Annotated in this window: 16 protein-coding genes; 11 read left to right on the forward strand and 5 right to left on the reverse strand. The window is 69.1% G+C overall.

The annotated features are described in order from the left end of the window. The first annotated feature begins 5 nt into the window (after positions 1–5). The 5 genes from ACTRWB_RS36475 to ACTRWB_RS36495 all read left to right on the forward strand — a co-directional run bounded on the left by ACTRWB_RS36475 (position 6) and on the right by ACTRWB_RS36495 (position 4,521). Positions 6–941, forward strand: a complete 936-nt coding sequence (locus tag ACTRWB_RS36475; protein ID WP_446904768.1) for a branched-chain amino acid ABC transporter permease — start codon at positions 6–8, stop codon at positions 939–941. Then, complete coding sequence (locus ACTRWB_RS36480) at positions 934–2,163, forward strand: branched-chain amino acid ABC transporter permease (RefSeq protein ID WP_129514342.1); 1,230 nt, start codon at positions 934–936, stop codon at positions 2,161–2,163. Before ACTRWB_RS36475 ends, ACTRWB_RS36480 begins: the two co-directional genes overlap by 8 nt. Continuing rightward, positions 2,160–2,912: an ABC transporter ATP-binding protein gene (locus tag ACTRWB_RS36485; protein ID WP_446904769.1), complete on the forward strand. Its 753-nt coding sequence runs from the start codon at positions 2,160–2,162 to the stop codon at positions 2,910–2,912. The genes ACTRWB_RS36480 and ACTRWB_RS36485 overlap by 4 nt, the downstream gene beginning before the upstream one ends. Next, positions 2,909–3,613, forward strand: a complete 705-nt coding sequence (locus tag ACTRWB_RS36490; protein WP_446904770.1) for an ABC transporter ATP-binding protein — start codon at positions 2,909–2,911, stop codon at positions 3,611–3,613. Before ACTRWB_RS36485 ends, ACTRWB_RS36490 begins: the two co-directional genes overlap by 4 nt. 161 nt (positions 3,614–3,774) lie before the next feature. Beyond that, positions 3,775–4,521 carry a glucose 1-dehydrogenase gene (locus ACTRWB_RS36495; protein ID WP_446904771.1) on the forward strand — a complete coding sequence of 249 codons (747 nt, stop codon included), beginning with the start codon at positions 3,775–3,777 and terminating at the stop codon, positions 4,519–4,521. A 52-nt stretch (positions 4,522–4,573) separates the two neighbouring features. Here the strand turns inward: ACTRWB_RS36495 and ACTRWB_RS36500 are convergent, their stop codons facing one another. The 5 genes from ACTRWB_RS36500 to ACTRWB_RS36520 all read right to left on the reverse strand — a co-directional run bounded on the left by ACTRWB_RS36500 (position 4,574) and on the right by ACTRWB_RS36520 (position 10,896). Then, positions 4,574–5,068 carry a heme-degrading domain-containing protein gene (locus ACTRWB_RS36500; RefSeq protein ID WP_446904772.1) on the reverse strand — a complete coding sequence of 165 codons (495 nt, stop codon included), beginning with the start codon at positions 5,066–5,068 and terminating at the stop codon, positions 4,574–4,576. A gap of 82 nt (positions 5,069–5,150) precedes the next feature. Beyond that, positions 5,151–5,966, reverse strand: coding sequence for a 5-deoxy-glucuronate isomerase (iolB, locus tag ACTRWB_RS36505; protein WP_446904773.1), 816 nt, complete (start codon positions 5,964–5,966; stop codon positions 5,151–5,153). A 53-nt stretch (positions 5,967–6,019) separates the two neighbouring features. Further along, positions 6,020–6,949 (reverse strand): myo-inosose-2 dehydratase, encoded by a 930-nt coding sequence (gene iolE, locus ACTRWB_RS36510; protein ID WP_048244145.1) that lies wholly within the window; start codon positions 6,947–6,949, stop codon positions 6,020–6,022. A 59-nt stretch (positions 6,950–7,008) separates the two neighbouring features. Beyond that, positions 7,009–8,892, reverse strand: a complete 1,884-nt coding sequence (iolD, locus tag ACTRWB_RS36515; protein ID WP_446904774.1) for a 3D-(3,5/4)-trihydroxycyclohexane-1,2-dione acylhydrolase (decyclizing) — start codon at positions 8,890–8,892, stop codon at positions 7,009–7,011. Between the two features lie 45 nt (positions 8,893–8,937). Further along, positions 8,938–10,896 (reverse strand): bifunctional 5-dehydro-2-deoxygluconokinase/5-dehydro-2-deoxyphosphogluconate aldolase, encoded by a 1,959-nt coding sequence (locus ACTRWB_RS36520; RefSeq protein ID WP_412021996.1) that lies wholly within the window; start codon positions 10,894–10,896, stop codon positions 8,938–8,940. Between the two features lie 306 nt (positions 10,897–11,202). Here ACTRWB_RS36520 and ACTRWB_RS36525 point away from each other — a divergent pair, with 306 nt between their 5' ends. The 6 genes from ACTRWB_RS36525 to ACTRWB_RS36550 all read left to right on the forward strand — a co-directional run bounded on the left by ACTRWB_RS36525 (position 11,203) and on the right by ACTRWB_RS36550 (position 17,840). After that, positions 11,203–12,129, forward strand: coding sequence for a sugar ABC transporter substrate-binding protein (locus tag ACTRWB_RS36525; protein WP_048244139.1), 927 nt, complete (start codon positions 11,203–11,205; stop codon positions 12,127–12,129). A gap of 68 nt (positions 12,130–12,197) precedes the next feature. Continuing rightward, positions 12,198–13,793, forward strand: a complete 1,596-nt coding sequence (locus ACTRWB_RS36530; RefSeq protein WP_419687039.1) for a sugar ABC transporter ATP-binding protein — start codon at positions 12,198–12,200, stop codon at positions 13,791–13,793. A gap of 26 nt (positions 13,794–13,819) precedes the next feature. Continuing rightward, a complete protein-coding gene (locus ACTRWB_RS36535; RefSeq protein ID WP_048244135.1) occupies positions 13,820–14,845 on the forward strand; it encodes an ABC transporter permease in 1,026 nt (341 codons plus the stop codon). A gap of 44 nt (positions 14,846–14,889) precedes the next feature. Further along, complete coding sequence (locus ACTRWB_RS36540; protein ID WP_446904775.1) at positions 14,890–15,801, forward strand: sugar phosphate isomerase/epimerase family protein; 912 nt, start codon at positions 14,890–14,892, stop codon at positions 15,799–15,801. 59 nt (positions 15,802–15,860) lie between these two features. Then, on the forward strand, positions 15,861–16,874 hold the full coding sequence (locus tag ACTRWB_RS36545; RefSeq protein ID WP_446904776.1) for a Gfo/Idh/MocA family oxidoreductase: 1,014 nt from the start codon (positions 15,861–15,863) through the stop codon (positions 16,872–16,874). Between the two features lie 39 nt (positions 16,875–16,913). Beyond that, positions 16,914–17,840, forward strand: coding sequence for a TIM barrel protein (locus ACTRWB_RS36550; protein ID WP_446904777.1), 927 nt, complete (start codon positions 16,914–16,916; stop codon positions 17,838–17,840). Positions 17,841–17,866 lie beyond the last annotated feature (26 nt).

The raw sequence follows: 17,866 nt of genomic DNA on the forward strand, positions 1-17,866 counted from the left end.
GCGCGGTGCACGCGTTCGCGCTCCAGGCCTTCAACGGCCTCAGTTACGGCTTGCTGCTGTTCATGCTGTCGGCCGGCCTCACGCTGATCTTCAGCGTGCAGGGCGTGCTCAACTTCGCGCATGCGAGCTTCTACATGCTCGGTGCGTATGTCGGCTACAGCATCGCGTTGCGCGCGGGTTTCTGGCCCGCGCTCGTGCTCGCACCGCTCGCGGTCGGGCTGCTCGGCGCCGGCTGCGAACGCTGGCTGCTGCGCCGCGTGCAGGCTCGCGGCCATACGAGCGAGCTGCTGCTGACCTTCGGCCTCGCCTACCTGATCGGCGAGGGCGCGAAACTCCTGTGGGGTCTCGCGCCGCTGCCGGCACCCGTACCGCCGCTGTTCGACGGTGCGCCCGTGACCGTGTTCGGCCTCGCGCTGCCGCGTTACCGGCTGTTCATGATGGGGATGTCCACCGCGATGCTGGTCGCGCTCGGCGCGCTGCTGCGCGTGTCGCGCGTCGGGCTCGTCGTGCGTGCCGCGCTCACGCACCGCGCGGCCGTCGAAGCGCTCGGCTACGACGTGCCGCGCGTGATGACGGGCCTGTTCGGCGCGGGCACCGCGCTCGCGGCGCTGGCCGGCGTGATCGGCGCGCCGCTGGCGGTGATCGAACCCGCGCTGGCCGAGACCGTCGGGTCGGTCGTGTTCGCGGTCGTCGTGATCGGCGGGCTCGGCTCGCTCGGCGGCGCGTTTGCCGCGTCGCTCGCGGTCGGTTTCGCACAGACCTTCGCGGCCGCGAGCGACACGTCGCTGCGCGACCTCGCGTTATGGGCCGGTTTCGCGCTGCCCGACAGCGTGGCCGCGGTGTCGATCGCGCAACTGGCGCCGCTGGTGCCGTACCTGCTGCTGGTCGCGGTGCTGGTCGCGCGGCCGCGCGGGCTGTTCGGCGAGCGCGCCGATGCGTAGCCGCACGCTCGCCGGCCTCGCGCGCTGGGCGCTGTTCGCCGCGTGCGTCGCGCTGCCCGCATGGCTGTGGCCGCATGGCGCGGTGCTCGGTTATCTCGCGCAGACGGCCGCGCTCGTCGTGCTCGCGCTGTCGTACAACCTGCAGCTCGGCACGACCGGGCTGCTGTCGTTCGGCCATGCGGCGTTCGCGGGCCTCGGTGCGTTCGCGGCCGCGCACTGGTTCAACCGCTTCGGCGGCCCGCTGCCGCTGTTGCCGCTCGTCGGCGGCGCGGCTGGGGCGGGCTGCGGGTTCGTCGCCGGGCTGCTCGCGACGCGCCGTTCCGGCACCGCGTTCGCGATGATCACGCTCGGGCTCGGCGAATGTGTCGCGGCCGCCGCGTGGAGCGTGCCCGCGTGGTTCGGCGGTATCGGCGGCGTGCCGATCGATCGCGCGAGCGGCACACCGTGGGGCAACTGGCATTTCGGTGCGCCGGCGCACGCGTATGCGGTGATCGCTGCGTGGTGCGTCGCGTCGGCGTGGGCCATGCACGCGTTGACGCGCACGCCGCTCGCGCGGCTCGCGAACGCGGTCCGCGACAACCCCGTGCGGGTCGCCGCGCTCGGCACCGATCCGCGCCGCGTGCGGCTCGCGATGGTCACTTGCGCGTCGTTTTTCGCGGGCATCGCCGGCACGCTGACGCTGATCGACGTCGAGATCGCGACGCCCGACAGCGTGTCGATGGCGCGCTCGGCGACCGTGCTGATCGCGGCGGTGATCGGTGGCACCGGCGCGTTCTTCGGGCCGGCGGCCGGCGCCGCCGTGCTGACCGCGCTGAGCGTCGTCGTTGCGGGCGTATCGCGCGCGTGGGCACTGTATCTCGGTGTGCTGTTCGTCGTGATCGTCGTAGCCGCGCCGGGCGGGATCGCGGGCATCGCGCAAGTGCTCGCGCATGCAATGCGGCGCGACGCGCCGGCGGCCGAGCGGTGGCGCATGCTGTGCGGCGTCGGCGCGTGCGTGTTCTGGGGCGTCGCGATCGTCTGCGCGGCCGAGCTCGGTTATGCGTGGCGCTTCGCGCAGGACGACGGCGCGGGTCTTGCATTCGGAGCATGGGGCATCGACGCCGATACGCCGGCCGGCTGGGCCGTCGCGTGCTCGGCGGCCGGTATCGGCACGCTGCTGTGGGGCTGGCGCGCGCGGCTCGTGCCGGGCGGGCAGGCCGGCAAGCGGGAGGACGGGCGATGAACGGCAACGCGATCGCGCTCCATGGCATCGTGCAGCGTTTCGGTGCGCAGACGGTGCTCGACGGCGTCGAATTGAGCATCGCGGCCGGCGAACGCCATGCGCTGATCGGGCCGAACGGTGCGGGCAAGTCGACGCTGTTCGGCGTGATCGCGGGTGCGACGCGGCCGACGCGCGGGCGCGTCGTGCTGCACGGTGTCGAGTTGCGCGGGCGCGGGCCGGTCGTCGCGAGCCGCCTCGGCATCGGCCGCAGTTTCCAGCAGACGAGCGCGTTCGCGCGACTGACCGCGTTCGACAACCTGCGCTGCGCGGCGCTCCATGCGCCGGCCGAACGGCGGCGCTGGTGGAACCGGCTGCGCGAAGCGGCGTCGGTCGATCTCGCGGCCGCGCGCGTGCTGCACGACATCGGCCTCGACGCGCGGCGCGATACGCCGGCCGCCGAACTGAGCTATGCGGAGCAGCGTGCGCTCGATCTCGGGATCGCGCTTGCGAGCGGCGCACGCACGCTGCTGCTCGACGAGCCGACGGCCGGCATGAGCCGCGCGCAGGCGGCGCGGATGATCGCGCTGATCCGGGCGACGACGCAAGGCCGCACGGTGCTGATGATCGAGCACGACATGGATGCGGTGTTCGGCTTCGCCGAGCGCATCACGGTGCTCGTGCGCGGCACGGTGGTCGCGACCGGCGCGCCCGATGCGATCCGCGCGGATCCGGCCGTGCGCGCTGCCTATCTCGGCGAGGGCGGTGCATGAGCACGCTGCTCGACATTCGCGGCCTGCGCGCGTGGTACGGGATGCAGCCGGTGCTCGACGGCGTCGATCTCGCGCTCGCGCCGGGCGAGACGCTCGCGCTGCTCGGCCGCAACGGCTCGGGGCGCTCGACGCTCGCGAAGGCCGTGATGGGGCTCGTCCGCACGGCCGGCTCGGTGCGCATCGCCGGCGCCGAGTGCGTGGGCGCGCGCACGTTCGAGATCGCGCGGCACGGCGTTGCTTACGTCGCTGAAAGCCGCGATGTGTTTCCGCTGCTGACGGTGCGCGACAACCTGCGGCTCGGGCTGCGCGGCGCGCGCGGCGCGGCCGAACGCGCGGCGCTCGAACGTTTGTTCGACCGCTTTCCGCTGCTGGCCGCGCGCGCGGACGTCAAAGCCGGGCGGCTGTCGGGCGGCGAGCAGCAGGTGCTCGCGCTGGTCCGTGCGCTCGCCGGCAGCCCGCGCGTGCTGATCGTCGACGAACCGGCCGAAGGGCTCGCGCCGCTCGCGGTCGACGAAGTCGGTGCGTGCCTTGCCGCGCTGCAGGCCGACGGCGTCGCGATCGTGCTGATCGAGCAGCGGCTGCAGTTCGCGCCGCGGCTCGCGCGGCGCGTCGCGGTGATGGGGCGCGGACGGATCGTTTACGACGGCGCGCTCGACGGCCTCGGCGGCGAGGTCGCCAACGCGTGGCTGAGCGCCGGCTGACGGCGCCGGCTCGATTGTTCGGCTGGCCCCACCAGTCAATTCGCGTCGAGCCGCTTTATTGCCGCAACGCGACGCCGTACATTGCCTGCCATGCCGGTGCGCCGCGTCAGCGCGGTAACCGGCGTTTTCCATCGAGCGTCTTCTGACTGAGGAATGAAATCATGAGCAAGCTGGCAGGCAAGGTAGCGATCGTCACGGGCGGATCGAAGGGCATCGGCGCAGCGATCGCCAGGGCGCTGGCCGCGGAAGGCGCATCGGTCGTCGTCAACTATGCGAGCAGCAAGGCGGGCGCCGACGCGGTCGTGAGCGCGATCGTCGAAGCGGGCGGCCGGGCGGTCGCGGTCGGCGGCGACGTGTCGAAGGCAGCCGACGCGCAACGCATCGTCGATACAGCGATCGACACGTACGGTCGTCTCGACGTGCTCGTCAACAATTCCGGCGTGTACGAATTCGCGCCGATCGAAGCGATCACCGAAGAACACTACCGCCGGCAGTTCGATATCAACGTGTTCGGCGTGCTGCTCGTGACGCAGGCAGCCGTCAAGCATCTCGGCGAAGGCGCGAGCATCATCAACATCAGCTCGGTGGTGACCAGCATCACGCCGCCCGCCAGCGCGGTGTACAGCGGCACCAAGGGTGCGGTCGACGCGATCACCGGCGTGCTCTCGCTCGAACTCGGCTCGCGCAAGATCCGCGTGAACGCGATCAACCCGGGCATGATCGTGACCGAGGGCGCGCAGAGCGCGGGCATCATCGGTTCCGATCTCGACAGGCAGGTGCGCAGCGAGACGCCGCTCGGCCGCCTCGGCGAGCCGGACGACATCGCGTCGGTCGCGGTGTTCCTCGCGTCGGACGATGCGCGCTGGATGACCGGCGAGCACCTCGTCGTGAGCGGCGGGTTGAACTGATCCTGCGGGACGGCGGATCGGCGCGCATGCGTCGGTCGCGCCGATTGCACTGCTACGCGAGCATCGCCAGCGCATACCCGCCGACGTGCCACTGCAGACTTTCGACGACGAGCGCGTGATTGTCCTCGGAGTCGAGCCCTGCGATCGTCATCGCGCCGACGATGCCGGCCCCGGCGATCCGCAACGGCACGCCGCCGCCGTCGAGCGCATAGTCGTCTTCCGATAATCCCTGCGACTGCAGCGACCAGCCGGCGCGGCGAAAGCGCTCGCCGACCGCGAGCGAACTCAATCCGAAACGCAACACCGTGTTCTGCCGCCGGCGGATCGCGTCGCTGTCGTCCGCGTGGCTGCCGTCGAGCGCGCAGTAGAAGAGCGGCGACTGCTCGCCGACGATGCTCACCGCGATCGGCAGCCCGCGCCGCGTGGCGAGGTTGACCGCGATTTCACCCATCCGGCGGGCGACGGCGGCATTGAAGCGCGGCAGCGCCGGATTCGACGCGTCATCGTCGAAAGGATGGGGTTCGAGGCGAAAGAGGGTCGTGACCATGGCGGCTCCGTGTCGTCGCCGGCTCTGTGTGCGCGTGCCGGGCGTCGCGTCGTCACGGGCCGCGCGCGGGCCCGTCTTTCGTTCAGCGCTTCGGGGCGTCGAGCATCCACTCGTGCGCGGGATCGTTCTTGAACGCCCACGCGCGGCTCGGCCCGGCCATCACGTTCAGGTAGTACAGGTTGTAGCCGTGCGGCGCGACGACCGGGTGGTAGCCGCGCGGCACCATCACGACGTCGTGGTTCTCGACCGCGCATGCTTCGTCGAGGCTGCGGTCGTCCGTGTACACGCGCTGGAACGCGAAACCCTGCGGCGGATCGATCCGGTGGTAATAGGTTTCCTCGAGCGAGGTTTCGTCGGGCGCCGCGTCGCGGTCGTGCTTGTGCGGCGGATAGCTGCTCGAATGGCTGGCCGGTGTTACGACTTCGACCACGAGCAGCCGGTCGGCCGCCGGGTTGTCGCCCATCAGGATGTCGCACACGTAGCGCGTGTTGGTGCCTTGCCCGCGCACCGAGCGGCGCATCCGCTCGCCGTCGAGGCGCCGCACCGGCTTGTCGCCGCTCGCGTACGGCGCGGTGCACAGCGCGATTTCCGCGTCGCGCGTCGCGACCAGCGTGACGGTCTTGCCGCCGGGCACGTACAGCGCGTCCGGCGAGACGTCCTCGAATACGCTGTCGCGCTTGCCGAGCGCATCGTAGGTTTCGCCGTCGACGCTCGCGCGCACCGTACCCGTGAGCACGACGACGCACAGCTCGCGCGTGCCGGTGTCGAGCGTTTCGGTGTCGCCCGCCTTCAGGCGCAGCGCGCGAAAACCGACGTGCTTCCAGCCGGCCGACTCGGGCGTGACGTTGCAGATTTCGCGGTCGGAAGAGGCCTTGACCAGCAGGGGAGAAATCGTCATGGGGTGGGGCTCCGCAACAGGGTGGGGCTCAAGGGTCCGGGGGCGCCAGCGCTTTACGCGCTCAACCGGTCGACGATCGCGCGCAGCGACTCGTAACCCTTCTTCGCATACGCATAGCTCGGCGCGACGGCCGGATCCTGCTCGGCTTCGACGACGAGCCAGCCTTCGTAACCGGCGTCCTTCAGCGTGCGCAGCGTCGCGTCGTAGTCGAGCGCGCCGTCGCCCGGCACCGTGAAGGTGCCGTTGATCACGCCGTTCAGGAAACTCCAGCCGTCGTTGCGCGCCTGCGTGACGACCTGCGCCCGCACGTCCTTGCAATGCACGTGCACCACGCGCGACACGTGCTTCTTCAGCAGCGTCACCGGGTCGGCCGCGCCGCCGAAATACGCGTGGCCCGTGTCGAACAGCAGGAATACCTTCGCCGGATCGGTCAGCGCCATCAGCCGGTCGACGTCGTCGGGCGACTCGACGTACGCGCCCATGTGGTGATGGTAGGCGAGCTTGATCCCGTACGTGTCGAGCAGGTGCGCACCGAACGCGTCGAGGCGCGCCGCGTAGCGCTGCCACGCGGCATCGTCGACGAAGCGCGGCCGTTTCGCGACCGGCGTGTCGATGTTCCCCTGGATCGTGCCCGCGCATTCGCCGTAGACGACGACCTTCACGTCGTTGTACTGCAGCTTCGTCAGGTGCGCGCGGCAGCGTTCGATTTCCGCCGCGACCGCATCGGCGTCGCTCATGCCCGGTTCGACTTCCGCGAGAAAGCCCGAATACCAGCCCGACACGCACACGAGCCCGAACTCGGCGAGCTTCGCCTTCAGCTCGGGGCCCGTCTTCGGAAACTTGTTGCCGAGCTCGAAGCCCGCGTAGCCGATCTCGGCGCCTTCCTTCAGCGCCGTTTCGAGCGGCGTCTCGCCGCCGAGCGACGGCAGGTCGTCGTTCATCCACGACAGGGGATTGATACCGATGCGGACGTTCCAGCTCATGACGTGCTTCCTTGGTTCGAATGTTGGGTTCGCGATGCGGGTTCGGGGGTGGCGCGGCATCAGCGCCGCTGCCGGATCTTCGCGTCGATGTACGCGCGGTGCGCCTGCTCGACGCCGGCGCGTGCGGACACCTGCGGTACCGCGACTTCCCACCACGCGCCGCCGTCGTCGGTCGTGCGCGTGTGCGTGGTGTCGATCACGAGCACCTGGCTTGTCGTTGCCGCGCGTGCACGCTTCATTTCGCTGCGCAGCTCGCCGATGTCGCGCACGTGCACGGCTTCGGCGCCCATCGCGCGCGCATGCATCGCGAAGTCGATCGTCGAACGTTCGCCGCCTTCCGGCACGCAGTCGTCGAGCATGTTGTTGAAGCTCGCGCCGCCGCAATTCAGCTGCAGCCGCTCGATGCAGCCGTAACCGCGGTTGTCGAGGATCACGACGATGAGCTTGCGGCCGAGCATCACGGAGGTGGCGAGTTCCGCGTTGAGCATCATGTACGAGCCGTCGCCGACGATCACGATCACTTCGCGCTCGGGCCGCGCGAGTTTCGCGCCGAGACCGCCCGCGACCTCGTAGCCCATGCACGAGTACGCATAGTCCATGTGGTAGTTGCCGGGCACGCCGCTGCGCCACAGCTTGTGCAGCTCGGCGGGCAGCGTGCCGGCCGCGCACACGACGAGATCGTCACGTGCGCTGTCGCACCCCGCGTCGGCCGCGGAATCGCGCACCGCGCCGATCACTTCCGCGTCGTACGGCAGCGTGTCCTGCGGCACGCGCGTCGTCAGCTCGGTGACGCGCGCGTTCCATGCGGCGGCCTGATCGCGGTTGGCGGCCGTCCATGCCGGATCGGCGCGCCAGCCGGCCAGTGCGGCCGACAACTGGCCGAGGCCGGTGCGCGCATCGGCAACCAGTTGCCGGCCGCGCTTCTTGCCCGCGTCGAACGGCTGCACGTTCAGGCTCAGCAGCGTCGCGTCGCCATAGAGCGCGTGCGAGCCGGTGGTGAAGTCCTGCAGCCGCGTGCCGACCGCGAACACGACGTCGGCCTGCGCGGCCGCGCGGTTCGCGGCGGGCGAGCCCGTCACGCCGATCGACCCGAGGTTCAGCGGATGGTCCCACGCGAGGCTGCCCTTGCCGGCCTGCGATTCGGCGACCGGCACGCCGTGCGTGTCGGCAAACGCGCGCAGCGCGTCCCACGCCTGGCTGTACAGCACGCCGCCGCCGGCGACGATCAGCGGTTTCTTCGCGGCCTTCAGCACGTCGAGCGCATCGGCGAGTTCGAGCGCGTCGGCCGGCGGCCGGCGCATCCGGATCACCGGCGGCGCGAAGAAATCCTCGGGCCAGTCGTACGCGAAGGTCTGCACGTCCTGCGGCAGCGCGAGACACACGGGGCCGCACTGCGCGGGGTCGGTCATCACCTGGATCGCGCGCGGCAGCGCGACGAGCAACTGCTCGGGCGACGTGATCCGGTCGAAGTAGCGCGTGACGGGGCGGAAGCAGTCGTTCGCGCTGACGTCGCCCTGTTCGAAATCCTCGACCTGCTGCAGCACCGGGTCGGGCAGCCGCGACACGAACGCGTCGCCGGGCAGCAGCAGCAGCGGCAGGCGGCCGACGTGCGCGAGCGCGGCCGACGTCAGCATGTTGGTCGCACCGGGGCCGATGCTCGACGTCGCGGCCATCATCCGCTGGCGGAAATTCGCTTTCGCGAATGCGACGGCCGCGTTCGCCATCCCTTGTTCGTTGTGCGCGCGGAACGTCGGCAGCCGGTCCCGCTCGGCGTGCAGCGCTTCGCCGAGCCCGGCCACGTTGCCGTGGCCGAAGATCGCGAACACGCCGCCGCAGTACGGCAGGATCTCGGTGCGGCCGTCGGGCTGGACGACTTCGGCGCGCAGGGCGGCCAGGTAGCGCACGAGCGCCTGGCTGACGGTCAGTCTCACGGTAGAGGTCATGTCGGTCGGTGAGGAGGATTCGGGTGGATCATCACGGGCGTCGTGTCAGGCCGCGGCGGCGCGGGCGGCCGCGGCACGGCGGCCGAGCCATGCGTCCACGAGCTGCGCGAAGTTGCCGGCGACTTCGTCGACCAGCGCCTGGTCGTCGATCCGGCCGGCGAACCAGTTCAGCGACGCATCGGCCCACAGCGTGCGCCCGACCATGAAGCCCTTGACGATCGGGTTGGTCGCCGAGCGGAAGCTGTCGACGAGATATTGCAGCGGCTGGTTCAGCCCGAGGATCACCGCGCCGCGGCAATGCGGGTCGCGCTCGGCGATCAGCGCAGCCAGTCGCGTCCAGCCGTCGGCGCTCAGCGGCGTGAGCTTCCACCATTCGGGCATCACGCCGAGGTTGTAGAAGCGCGCGATCGTGCGCAGCACCGCGTCGTCCTCGGTGCCGGCCGGTGTGACCGCGCGCGGCGGGATCATTTCCAGCAGCAGTTCGTTGCCGCTGGCACGCGTGGCTTCCCACAGTTCCAGCACGCGCTGCTCCTGTTCGACGCGCAGGTCGACCTGGTCGTCGGGGTGATAGTGAACGAGGCACTTCACGACCTGTTCGGTCGGCCAGTGCGTGAGCGACGAGCCGACCGAGCGCGTGTCGTCGAAACGCAGCGGCCGCGAGCCCGGCAGCTCGACCGGGCGGCCGACCCACCAGCCGCGACCGGTGGCCGACGCAAGCGCGTCGCTGCCGTAGCCGCCGCCGTCGATCAGCACGCCGACGTGGCCTTCGATATGACGATCGCGCTCGACCTGCTCGACCGCGCGCACGAGCAGGCGTTTCAGCGTCTTGATCCGCGCTTCGTCCGCGCCGGCCTGCACCGCGAGTTCGTAGAACTGGCTGCGATGGTCGAACGCCATCACGCACAGGTCGTCCCATTCGCGGCGCGGCACCGTGACGCGATGCAGGTGCGCGAGCGTGCGGTCGGCGTCGACCACCGGATTGCGGTTGCCGTCGAACCAGTGCGCGAGTTCGGCGGGCGTCGGCATCGCGGCCGAGCACGCATGGCGCGACACGACGATCGCGCCGCACGCGTTCGCGATGCGCGTCGACTCGGCCCAGTCGCGGCCGCGCAGCAGTCCCGACAGCAGGCCCGACAGGAACGCGTCGCCCGCGCCGAGCACGTTGAGCACCTCGACGCGTTCGCCGAGAAACGTCGGCGCGTCGTCGATGCGCGCGGGGATGTCGCCCTCGATCACGCAGCAGCCGAGCGCGCCGCGCTTGACGACCAGCGCGGCGTTCGTGATCCCGCGCACCGCCTGCAACGAACCGATCAGGTCGTGCGGCACGCCGCCCGCGATCAGGAATTCCTCCTCGGTGCCGACCAGCAGGTCGAATTCGCCGAGCACCTGCTGCAACTGCCGCGTCACCTGCGCGTCCGGCACGTAGCGGTTCTCGCCCGCGCCGCGCGCGGTCAGCCCCCACAGCACCGGCCGGTAGTCGATGTCGAGGATCCGCACGACGCCGTGGCGGCGCGCGTAACCGAGCGCGGTCAGCGACGCCTCGCGCGTGGCCGGCGTCGACAGATGCGTGCCGGTGATCGCGAGCGCGCGGCAGCCGGCGATGAAGTCCTCGCGGATCTCGTCGGCGCGCACGGCCATGTCCGCGCAGTTCTCGCGCACGAACAGCAGCGGGAACGTGTCGCGATCCTTCAGCCCGAGCAGCACCAGCGCGGTCAGGCGCTCGCGGTCGGTCTGCAGCTGGCTCGTGTCGCAGCCTTCGCGCTCGAGCGTCTCGCGCAGGAAGCGGCCCATCTGCTCGTCGCCGACGCGCGAGATCATCGCGGTCTTCAGCCCGAGCCGGGCCACGCCGAACGCGACGTTGCCCGACGAGCCGCCGAGATACATCTGGAAGCTGCGCGCGTCCTCCAGGCGGCTGCCGTACTGCTGCGCATAGAGATCCACGGCCACGCGGCCGAGGCAGGCGAGATCGATGGGGCGGTCACTCGGAAAGTTCAGCAGGCTCATATCACGTGTCACGCTCGCGGCCGGCGTTCGGCGCTGCCGGCAGATTAGGGGACCGATCCGCCGGTGGCGGTCCGCATCGTGCGCTGCACGACGCGAGGCTGCCTGCCGCAAGGAATCGGGCTACGGACGCAGTCTAGACTTTTTGGAAATCCAGTTCCCTAGGTGAAATCACGTAGAAATAAATTTCCAAAATTTCGAGGAAGTGATCTACAGTTTCATCCGGATGCTTCAGTCCGTATCGGACTCGGCCCGGCGGCGCGCAACGTGCCGTCTTCCGCCCCCCGGAGATGAGGAGACAGAGTGATCATGAAGACCAAGCTGATGGCCGTCGCGGCCGCCGCGATCCTGGCTGCGCCGCTCGCGCACGCCGAGAAGATCGGCGTGACGATGGCGTCGTTCGACGACACGTTCCTGACGATCCTGCGCAACAGCATCACCGACGCGGCGAAGAAGGACGGCGCGACGGTGCAGATCGAGGATGGCGGCAATGACGTCGGCAAGCAGTTGAGCCAGGTCCAGAACATGATCGCGCAGAAGGTCGACGCGATCATCGTGAACGCGGTCGACACCGACGCGACGCCGAAGATCACGAAGATGGTGACGGCGGCGAAGATCCCGCTCGTCTACGTGAACCGCAAGCCGGTCGATTTCGACAAGCTGCCGGCCGGCGTCGCGGTCGTCGCGTCCGACGAGAAGCAGTCGGGCACGCTGCAGGCGCGCCAGGTGTGCAAGCTGCTCGGCGGCAAGGGCGACATCCTGGTGCTGATGGGCGAGCTGTCCAACGAATCGGCGCGCGCCCGCACCAAGGACATCGAGGACGTGATTGCGACGAAGGAATGCTCGGGCATGAAGATCGTCGACAAGCGCGAAGGCAAGTGGAGCCGCACGCAGGGCCAGGACATCACGATGAACTGGCTGAGCTCCGGGACGAAGTTCGACGCGATCGTGTCGAACAACGACGAAATGGCGATCGGCGCGATCAACGCGCTGAAGGCCGCGCGCAAATTGACGCCGAAGACCGTCGTCGCCGGCATCGATGCGACGCCGGACGGCCTTGCTTCGATGAAGAGCGGCGAGCTGAAGGTGTCCGTGTACCAGAACGCGGCCGGGCAGGGCGCGCAGGCGGTTGCCACGGCGCTCAAGCTCGCGAAGAAGCAGAACGTCGATCGCTACGTGAACGTGCCGTTCGAGCTCGTGACGCCCGAGAACATGAACCAGTACGCGAAGCACTGACCGGCTTTTCCGTTGAACTGCGCGGGCCCGGCATGCCGGGTTCGCGTGCGACTTGTCGAGGAACGTCCATGTTTACAGCCAGGATCGCGCGCCCGATGGCCGGCGGCGACGCGCCGGCCTCTTCGTCCGGAGGATCGCCCGGCGCGTCCGGATCGTCCGGTTCACCGGCTTCTTCCACCGCCGACTGCGTGCTCGAGGTGCGTGGCGTCGGCAAGTCCTTTCCGGGCGTCATTGCGCTCGACGGCGTGCAGTTCCGCGTGCGCCGCGGCACCGTCCATGCGTTGATGGGTGAGAACGGCGCGGGCAAGTCGACGCTGATGAAGATCATCGCGGGCGTCTACACGCCCGACCAGGGCGAAATCCTGATCAACGGCGAACCCGTCGTGCTGAACGGCCCGCTCGATGCGCTCAATCGCGGCATCGCGATGATCCATCAGGAACTCAACCTGATGCCGTACATGACGGTCGCGGAGAATATCTGGATCCGCCGCGAACCGAAGAACCGCTTCGGCCTGATCGATCACGCGGAGTTGCGCCGCCGCACGGCCGCGCTGTTCGAGCGGCTGTCGATCGACATCGATCCGGAAACCGACGTGCGCACGCTGACGGTTGCAAGCCGCCAGATGGTCGAGATCGCGAAGGCCGTGTCGTTCGACTCGGACGTGCTGATCATGGACGAGCCGACGTCGGCGCTGACCGACAAGGAAGTCACGCACCTGTTCCGGATCATTCGCCAGCTGCGCGAGCAGGGCAAGGGCATCGTCTACATCACGCACAAGATGAACGAGCTGTTCGAGATCGCCGACGAGTTCTCGGTGTTCCGCGACGGCAAGTACATCGGCACGCATGCATCGACCGACGTCACGCGCGACGACATCATCCGCATGATGGTCGGCCGCGAGATCACGCAGATGTTCCCGAAGGAGGAGGTGCCGATCGGCGAGGTCGTGCTGTCGGTGAAGAACCTCGGCGTTGAAGGCGTGTTTCGCGACGTGAGCTTCGAGCTGCGCGCGGGCGAGATCCTCGGCGTCGCGGGCCTGGTCGGCTCGGGGCGCTCGAACGTCGCGGAGGCGCTGTTCGGCGTCGTGCCGGCCACGACCGGCGAGATCCGGATCGACGGCAAGCCGGTGCGGATCGCGACGCCCGCGCAGGCGATGAAGCACGGGATGGCGTTCCTGACCGAGGACCGCAAGGACACCGGCTGCTTCCTGAATCTCGACCTGCTCGCGAACATGGAAGCGGCGGTGCTCAGCAACCGCTACGTGAAGTTCAACTTCGTGCGGCAGGCGCAGCTCAAGCGCGACTGCGAGGAAATGAGCCGGACGCTGCGCGTGAAGACGCCCGGGCTGCACGAGGAAATCCAGAACCTGTCGGGCGGCAACCAGCAGAAGGTGCTGATCGGCCGCTGGCTGCTCACGCAACCGCGCATCCTGATCCTCGACGAACCGACGCGCGGCATCGACGTCGGCGCGAAGGCGGAGATCCACCGGCTCGTCAGCGCACTCGCCGGCAAGGGCGTCGCGGTGCTGATGATCTCGTCGGAGATGCCGGAGGTGCTGGGCATGAGCGACCGGATCATGGTGATGCACGAAGGGCGCATGACCGGCATCGTCGAACGCAAGGACGCCGACCAGGTCCGCATCATGGATCTCGCGTCGCGCTGAGCTGAACCAAGATTGGAGACAAAGAAATGGGCAACCTGAACCCGGTCGCGGATGCGCAGACCATGACCATCAAGGCGCGGCACACGAAGTGGCCGCCCGAGCTGAGCATCTTCCTGGTGCTGGTCGGCATCAGCCTGTTCTTCGAGATCGTCGGCTGGATCGTCGTCGGCCAGAGCTTCCTGTTCAACGCCGAGCGGCTCGAGATCATCGTGCTGCAGATGGCCGTGATCGGCATCATCGCGGTTGGCGTGAACCTCGTGATCATCACCAGCGGGATCGACCTGTCGTCGGGGTCGGTCGTGGCCGCCGCGGCCGTCGTGTCGGCGAGTCTCGCGCAGGTGTCCGACTTCCCGCGCGCGGTGTTTCCGCACCTGACCGACCTGCCGATCATCTGGCCGGTGCTGGCCGGTGTGTGCGTCGGGCTGCTGGTCGGCCTGCTGAATGGCTCGCTGATCGCGCTGACCGGCATCCCGCCGTTCATCGCGACGCTCGGCACGATGGTGGCCGCGCGCGGATTCGCGAAGTGGTTCACCAACGGGATGCCGGTGTCGATGCTGACCGACCCGTTCGCGGCGATCGGCGCGGGCGCCAACCCGGTGATCATCTTCCTCGTGATCGCCGCGATCTTCCACGTCGTGCTGCGCTACACGCGCTTCGGCAAATACACGTACGCGATCGGCGCGAACCGTCACGCGGCCGTCGTGTCGGGCATCAACGTCACGCGTCACCTGATCTTCGTCTATGCGATCGCGGGCCTGCTGAGCGGGATCGCCGGCACCGTGACGGCTGCGCGTGCGATCTCGGGCCAGTCGGGCATGGGCGTGATGTACGAACTCGACGCGATCGCGGCGGTCGTGATCGGCGGCACGTCGCTGTCGGGCGGCCTCGGCCGCGTGACGGGCACCGTGATCGGCGTGCTGATCCTCGGCGTGATGACGTCGGGTTTCACGTTCATCCGCATCGACGCGTATTACCAGGAGATGGTCAAGGGCGCGATCATCGTCGCGGCCGTGATCGCCGACCAGTACCGCAACAAGAAGTCGCGTCGCTGACCTCTGCCGGTCCGACCGGAATCCGCTATCGCCAAGGAATCCTGATGAAGATCGCGCTGGACCCTTACATGATTCGCCACCTGCCGCTCGACCGGCTGCCGCAGGCGGTGGCCGAGCTCGGCTACGACCAGATCGAGCTGTCGCCGCGCAGCGACTTTCTCGACTGGTGGGTGATGCCGCGCGCGACGCGCGAGCGCATGGCCGCGTTCCGGCAGGCGATGCGCGCGAGCGGCGTCGGCCTCGCGTCGCTGCAGCCGATGTACCGGTGGGCGAGCCCGTTCGAGGACGAGCGGTCATGGGCCGTGCGCTGCTGGAAGCGGGCGATCGAGGTCGCGGTCGAGATGGAGTGCACGCTGATGGTGTCGGAGTTCGGCCGCGGCGCGTCGCCCGAACGCTCGGTCGGCGAGCGGCCCGGTGCGAACCCGAAGGAGCTGTGCGAGGCCGCGTGGTTCCGGTCGATGGACGAGCTGCTGCCGATCCTCGAGCGCGAACGCATCGTGCTGTCTGTCGAGCCGCATCCGGAGGACTGGATCGAACAGCTGCAGCCGGCGATCGACATCGTCACGAACCTCGGCTCGCCGTCGCTGAAGCTGTCGTACATCGCGCCGCACACGTTCTACTACGGCGACGACATGGCCGCGATGATCGCGCAGGCCGCGCCGATCCTCGCGCACGTGCGCGTGGCCGACACCTTCGACCACCGCAAGAGCAGCCAGCTGCGCTACATCGTGAATCCGCCCGGTTCGAACCAGATCCGCGTGCACCAGCATCTCGACATCGGCCAGGGCGAGATCGACTGGGACATGTTCTTCCGCGCGCTCGGCGCCGCGGGCTTCGACGGCGTGATGTCGTCGTGCGTGTTCGCGTGGGAGGACCGCGCGGAAGCGTCGTCGCGCTACATGCGCGACACGATCCAGCGCTACGTCGAGCGCCATTTCGATCACGCGGCGCGCTGAGAGATTGTTGATCGGTGCGGCACGGGCCGCGCCGCTGATGAATGACTGGAGACCTCTAGATGACCTTGCAAATCGGCGTGATCGGCTGCGGCGCGATCGGCCAGGACCATATCCGCAGACTGACCCGCACGCTGTCCGGCGCGCGCGTCGTGGCCGTCAACGACATCGATCCGCAGCAGGCGCGCGATGCGGTGTCGAAGTTCGGGCTCGATGCCGAGATCTATGCCGACGGCCATGACGTGGTCGCGGCCGCCGACGTGCAGGCCGTGCTCGTCACGTCGTGGGGGCCGACGCACGAAGCGTTCGTGCTCGACGCGATCGCGCATGGCAAGACGGTGTTCTGCGAGAAGCCGCTCGCCGTCACGGCCGAAGGCTGCATGCGGATCGTCGAAGCCGAGGTCGCGCACGGCAAACGGCTCGTGCAGGTCGGCTTCATGCGGCCTTACGACGAAGGTTATCGCGCGCTGAAGCGCGTGATCGACAGCGGCGAGATCGGCGCGCCGCTGATGCTGCATTGCGCGCACCGCAACCAGTCGGTCGGCGAGCGCTACACGACCGACATGGCGATCACCGACACGCTGATCCACGAGCTCGACGTGCTGCGCTGGCTGCTCGGTGAGGACTACACGAGCGCGCAGGTCGTCTATCCGAAGAAGACGCGCCATGCGTCCGCGCATCTCGCCGATCCGCAGATCGTGCTGCTGGAAACCGCGAGCGGCGTGCGCATCGACGTCGAGATCTTCGTGAACTGCCAGTACGGCTACGACATCCAGTGCGAGGTGGTCGGCGAGCAGGGCATCGCGAAGCTGCCCGATCCGCCGGCCGTGGGCCTCAAGCACGCGGCGCGGCAATCGGTCGAAATCATGACCGACTGGAAGGAGCGCTTCATCGCGTCGTACGACGTCGAGCTGCAGGCGTTCATCGACGGCGTGCGGCAGGGTGCGCTGACCGGTCCGTCCGCATGGGACGGTTACGCGGCGGCGGTCGCCGCCGACGCATGCGTGCGTGCGCAGCGCAGCGGCGCGGTCGAGCCGATCGCGATGGCCGATCGCCCCGCGTTCTATCGCGGCTGAAGCATAGCCGCGCGCCGCTGACCTGCCGGACTGACCGACATGACGATGAAGATAGGTTGCGCCCCGTGCTGCTGGGGTGTCGACGACGTGAAGAACCCGCACCTGCCGCCGTGGCGGCACGTGCTCGCCGAGGCCGCGCAGGCCGGCTATTCGGGCATCGAGCTTGGGCCCTACGGCTATATCCCGCTCGAGCTCGACGTCGTGAGCGCCGAGCTCGAGCGGCAGCGCCTGAGCATCACCGCCGGCACGATCTTCGACGATCTCGTGTCGCCGGAGAACCTGCCGAATCTGTTGCGCCAGACGCGCGAGATCTGCGCGCTGATCACGCGGCTGCCGAAGCTGCCGACGCAACAGGGCCAGCGCTACGCGGCGCCGTACCTGGTCGTGATGGACTGGGGGCACGAAGAACGCGATTACGCGGCCGGCCACGCCGATCGCGCGCCGCGGCTGTCCGACGAACGCTGGGCGCGCATGGTCGACCACATCCGGCGGATCGCGACGCTCGCGCGCGACGAGTTCGGCGTGCGCGCGGTGATCCATCCGCATGCGGGCGGCTACATCGAGTTCGCGGACGAGATCGACCGGATCGTCGCCGATCTTCCGGCCGACACGGTCGGCCTCTGCCTCGACACGGGCCACCTGCATTACTCGGGCATGGACCCGGAGACGTGGCTGCGCCGTCATGCGGCACGCGTCGACTACGTGCATTTCAAGGACATCGACGCAGCCGTGTACGACGCGGTGATGGGCGAGCACATCGCGTTCTTCGCCGCGTGCGCGCGCGGCGTGATGTGCCCGATCGGCACCGGCGTGCTCGACTACCGGGCGATCCGGCGCGCGCTCGACGACATCGGCTACGCGGGCACTATCACGATCGAACAGGAGCGCGATCCGCGCAATGCCGGCACGAGCCTGCGCGATGTTGCCGCGAGCCGCGCGTTTCTCGCGTCGGCCGGCTTCGCATGAGCTTCGCATGAACCCCTGAACACGGA

It is taken from the genome of Burkholderia sp. YIM B11467, assembly GCF_052952715.1.